General features: G+C 43.5%; 4 protein-coding genes. All 4 read right to left on the bottom strand.

Features of this window, described 5'->3' with window-relative positions; translation table 11 throughout:
• Positions 1-322: 322 nt before the first annotated feature.
• From JOC28_RS10315 to JOC28_RS10300, 4 genes are read right to left on the bottom strand one after another with little or no spacing between them, the layout of a single operon-like run.
• On the bottom strand, positions 323-1,627 hold the full coding sequence (locus JOC28_RS10315; RefSeq protein ID WP_386700245.1) for an ABC transporter substrate-binding protein: 1,305 nt from the start codon (positions 1,625-1,627) through the stop codon (positions 323-325).
• The gene (locus JOC28_RS10310) at positions 1,605-2,291 is read right to left on the bottom strand and encodes a response regulator transcription factor (protein ID WP_205010599.1); all 687 of its coding nucleotides are present in this window, start codon (positions 2,289-2,291) and stop codon (positions 1,605-1,607) included. The genes JOC28_RS10315 and JOC28_RS10310 overlap by 23 nt, the downstream gene beginning before the upstream one ends.
• Positions 2,288-3,622: a sensor histidine kinase gene (locus JOC28_RS10305; RefSeq protein WP_205010598.1), complete on the bottom strand. Its 1,335-nt coding sequence runs from the start codon at positions 3,620-3,622 to the stop codon at positions 2,288-2,290. Before JOC28_RS10305 ends, JOC28_RS10310 begins: the two co-directional genes overlap by 4 nt.
• Positions 3,622-4,587: a substrate-binding domain-containing protein gene (locus JOC28_RS10300; protein WP_205010597.1), complete on the bottom strand. Its 966-nt coding sequence runs from the start codon at positions 4,585-4,587 to the stop codon at positions 3,622-3,624. Before JOC28_RS10300 ends, JOC28_RS10305 begins: the two co-directional genes overlap by 1 nt.
• Positions 4,588-4,810 lie beyond the last annotated feature (223 nt).

The raw sequence follows: 4,810 nt of genomic DNA, 5'->3' as shown, positions 1-4,810 counted from the left end.
ATTTCAGGAATCAGTGGAATTCCATTTGAGCCTCTTCGCTTTTTAGTTTTAAGGCTCAGACCTGAAACAGTCCACTGGACTGTTTCACTCTCAAATATTCCGAGTGTAAGAAATGCTTTTATATAAGCATTTCTTACACTTTCATCACGGCGGAAGTATCGGGTAAATGCCTAAGACAGTCTCCCAGACTGTCTTAGCACTCACGCTCGCATGAAATCGGAAACTCCATTTTAAACAAGCAGAGCTTTTGTATCCAATTTCGTTGAAAGTTAGGTTTGTCTACATTCTGAGCAAGGGAAAATCCCTCGCCTCCATGTTCTATTTAATCCATGGCATCTTCTAGTTTTCTTTGGATGCTGGCTAGGTCTGTTTCGAGACTGTCTTCCTTGATGGACCTAGTGATTAAGTAGTCTGCTTCTTCCATCAGGCTGGTGTATTGTTTAAATTTCAAGCTGGGCTCTGCCTGAGCTAAAATCTGATTGAGCTTACTTTGATTAAGGGCATTGTCTCCAAACTGATCACTCTGTAAGAGCTCTGCTGTCTTTTGACTGGTCATAACGCTGGTTAAAACTGAAGCGCCCTGCGATTGTTCAAAGAGGGATTGTTGTGTCTCTTGGTTGGCTGATAGGAGCTTAAGAAAGGCCCATGCCAACTCACTTTTTCGGCTTTTTGAAGAGATAGCAAGGAGCGATGTTCCCATCTGGCTATTTTCAACCTGACCAGACTTGGTCGGCATAGCAATGCAGGTCCATGAAAAGGTAGCATACTTGGAAACATGATAAGGGTAGGATTTATAGGTACGATATTCTGCCAGTGTCATCGGCATAAAGGCTACCTTTCCCTTATCAAAGTCACTGCTCGTAACCTTGTAAGAACCGTTGAGATCCTCTAGCTTACTGTACCATGATAGAGCCTGACGCATATCGCTAGTATTTAACTGCGCCTTGGTTCCTTTTTCGTTAAATAAGCTGAGCCCTTCAGCAGCAACTGCCTCCTGCCAGCTATAACCCACCGTCGCAAATTGATCCAACTGACCATCGCCATCTGTATCCTTACTTAGCTGCTGGCAGACCTTGTAAAACTCCTCCAAACTCCAAGTCCCATCAGGCAGGGCAATACCTTCCTTATCCAAGAGATCCTGATTAATACAGAGCAAGACAGGATTATTTTCAAATGGCAGAGCGTACTGCAATGAATCATAGGTCCCCGCCTCGTAACTAGCTGAATAATAGATGGACTTATCTAAATCACGACTGACAAAGGGATCGAGATTGGCTAGAGCACCTGTTGAAGCAAGGAGATTAAAGTCATTTTCAGGAACCATAAAGACATCAGGTTGTTCTCCCATGACCATCTGGTCTGATAACCAGTCCGAATAGTCATTCTTAGAAATACCAGATTCGTAGACCACCTCTACATTAGGATGTTCTTTTTCAAATCGAGCAATGGTTTCATCAAGTAGGTTATTATCCTGACCGCTGGGAACATCCCATGAGCTTCCGCTATAAACACCTATTCGGATGACCTGCTTGGCAAAGTAGGTCTGATAGATCATATAGCCGATACCTAGACAAGACAAGAGGCCTACTAGCAGGCAGGTGCTTCTAAATCGTTTCCTTTTTCTCATCATAATTCCTTGTCAAAACACCAGTCTGAACTGCCCAAATCGCCAGTTGTGTTCTATCGCGCAGCTGCAATTTAGACAGGATAAGTGAGAGGTAATTGCGAACAGTCCCTTCTGACAGAAAGAGCTTACTTGAGATTTCTTTATTAGAAAGCCCATGCCCTACCTCCTGAATAACTCTCCAATCTGTCTGAGACAGCTGCTCCACACCAGACAGGTCTACCTCAATACTGGACTGTGCATGACTGACCTGCGAAAAGAGACGAAAGACCTTAGCAGCAATATCAGGATTCAGCATGGCATTACCAGCATTGACCGTAATGATAGCCTGATGAAGATCCTCCATCGAAATCCCCTTCAAAATATAGCCTGAGGCTCCGTACTCTAAGGCACTAAAGATAAATTCATCATCATCGAAGGTTGTTAGGATAATAACCTTGGTTTCAGGTGATAGAGCTTTGACTGCCTTGGTGCAGACAACACCGTCCATCTCTGGCATCCGAATATCCATTAAAATAAGATCCACTGGACAGTCCTTTAGGCATTCTAAGACCTCTAGGCCATTTGAAGCTGTCGCAACTACCTCAATATCAGGGTAGGATGATAAAACAATTCGGATTGATTCACGAATCAACTCTTGATCATCTGCGATAAGCACTTTAATCATACGTCTTCTCCTTTACGTTTTGGGATGGTTATTCTCGTCTGAAAACCTTCTTCGCTAGCAAATGAAACTTGTCCTCCGATAATAGCCAACCTTTCCTGCATCTGGGTTAAGCCATAACCGTAGACCAAGTCATCACAGCCCTGCCCATTGTCCTCAATAAAAATCTGATAGTTGTCCCTTGAGCTGTCGCTGGTCATCTCAATCGTCACTTCACTAGCATGACCATGCCGTAAAGAATTTGTCACCGACTCCTGAATAACACGAAAAACGACATCCTCTCTGGTAATATCCAGGTCCACCTGATCCCAATCATAGCTGAAATGCACCTGCAATTTTGAAAGGTTTTCATAATCAGCAATCATCTTGAGCAAGGCTTCCTTAAGACTTCCCTTCTCCAGAGCACCTGGTCTTAGCTTCTCAAGAGAGCGTCTCACATCTTGAATCCCTTCCCTAACCACGACAGAAATATTCTGTAACTGTTCCTTGGCATGACTTGGATTAAGGTCTATCAGAACTCGAACGGCATCGATACCTGCTGAGATTCCAGTCAAGGCATGCCCCAGCGTATCGTGGATTTCTCTTGCAATCCGCTTTCTCTCGCGGTCTTCAGCCATTTTTTCAGCTAAGGAAACATAGTCTGTCAATTCCTTATTAGCACGATCAGCCATCCTTAGCTCTTCTTCAATCTTATGATTTTCAGACACCGAGTAGATGACAAAAGCCACCAAGGAAACCAGAAAGACTACCATATTGATAATACCCAGAAAATTCTTGATAAAGGTCAAGATGAGACGGGCAGATGCTGGTAGAAATGCCAAATAAATAGACAGAGAAGGCAGCTTAATCATCAGAGACAGGAGATCAAAGTTGGTCAGCAAAATCAAGCCAAAACTGACAGCGATAAACCAAAACCAAGTCTTTTGACTGCGCAGCTGGTAAAAATCAGTATAGCTATAAAAAATATCTGAGAAAACCAACAAAATCAAACCATTGTAGGAATACTGCAAGGAAACAAAGGTCAGCAACAGAAAGAAAACTTCCAGAAATGCCAACCAATCATAGTGTCCCTGCCAGCGATTGACCAAATGCTGTCTGAGATAGATAGTCATCAAGAGTCCTGCTAAAAAACTGAGACTTGACCAGTAAACAAAAACTGGCGATTGAGGAAGAATAGGAAGATTCTCCAGAAGTCTGTGACTCTGATTGGTCGCTAGGATATACTTGCTGGCAAAGAGATAAATCGAGGCGTTGAGGAGGACCGCCAAACTATTAATGAGGACGAGCAGGTGCTTGGTCCATCTGGCATAGGCTTCATAACTTTTTGCATTCATTATTGCCACCCCGCTGTATCATATTGGCTGATATTATCCTTATCAATCAGAGCTACCTCAATCACTTTCTGACTTGGGTAAGACTTGCCTGACGCAAGTTGATAGCTGGCTTCAAGTGCAGCTTTTCCCATATCATAAGGAGATTGAGCCACCGTCGCCTTGGCTGCAGCTGTCGTTTCAATAAGGGCCTTCATATTAGGAGAGCCGTCAATTCCATAGACTCCTACTGTATCTAGTCCTGCTTGATCCAGAGCCGCAAGAGCTCCCATGGCTGCCTGATCATTGAGTGCCATAACAGTATCAAAAGAGACACCAGATGCTATAACTTCCTGCACAGCTGGAAGAGCAAGCTCTGTCTGCCCTAGGACATCACGACGAGCGACCACCTGATAAGAAGGGTGCCCAGCTATTGTCTCCAAAAAACCTCGGATACGATCTGCCCCTGACACCGCCGACTCATGCTCCAAAAGCAAAATCTTAGCCGACGTCTTATCCCGCATCAGCTGCTCGGCACAGAGTACGCCAGCCTGATAATTGTCGGACAAAATCGTACTATCCACAAAGTCAGCCCCCTGAATCTGGCTGTCCACCACCACAATCTTGATACCCTGACGCTTGGCTTTCTTTAGTTTTTTGATAATGGCAGAGCTATTACGATCAACGGGATTGATAATGATGACCGCAACCTTTTCCTGAATGAAGTAGTCAATCTGCTGAGCCTGTTTAGCAGCATCCAAACCAGGATCGCGTGTTAGAAGAATATCTGAATTCTCAGACACTTCCTGTTCAATTTCTTCATTCAAAGTCTTGTAAAAGTCATTATTCATGGTCATATAGGTCGCCCCTATCTTGAGCTGATGAGGTAGCAAATTTCCCTCTTGGTAAAAGAGAAAAAGTCCCAGTCCCAACAGGACAAAAACTATACAGGAAACCAGTAAAAACCAGTATCTTTTCAACCTCTCCATCGCTTCTCCTCTCTGAAAGCCAAACCAGAAAACATTTCTTTCAGTATAGCATTTTTTGAAAGGGGTTTCCATGTTATTTCTAATATTTTTGTCATCAAAAAAATCCGAAGCTAATAGCTCCAGATTCTTGGCTCTATAATTTCTGTAGTGGGTAAATCCACCAAGGAGATTGTAGGGCTTTTTGAATGTAGAAAAAAAGTCCCACATGACTTATAATGAAAAG

Source organism: Streptococcus loxodontisalivarius (genome assembly GCF_016908645.1).
GTDB classification, from domain to species: domain Bacteria; phylum Bacillota; class Bacilli; order Lactobacillales; family Streptococcaceae; genus Streptococcus; species Streptococcus loxodontisalivarius.
Note: the sequence above shows the minus strand (reverse complement) of the source record. Positions and strands in the feature narration are given on the sequence as shown.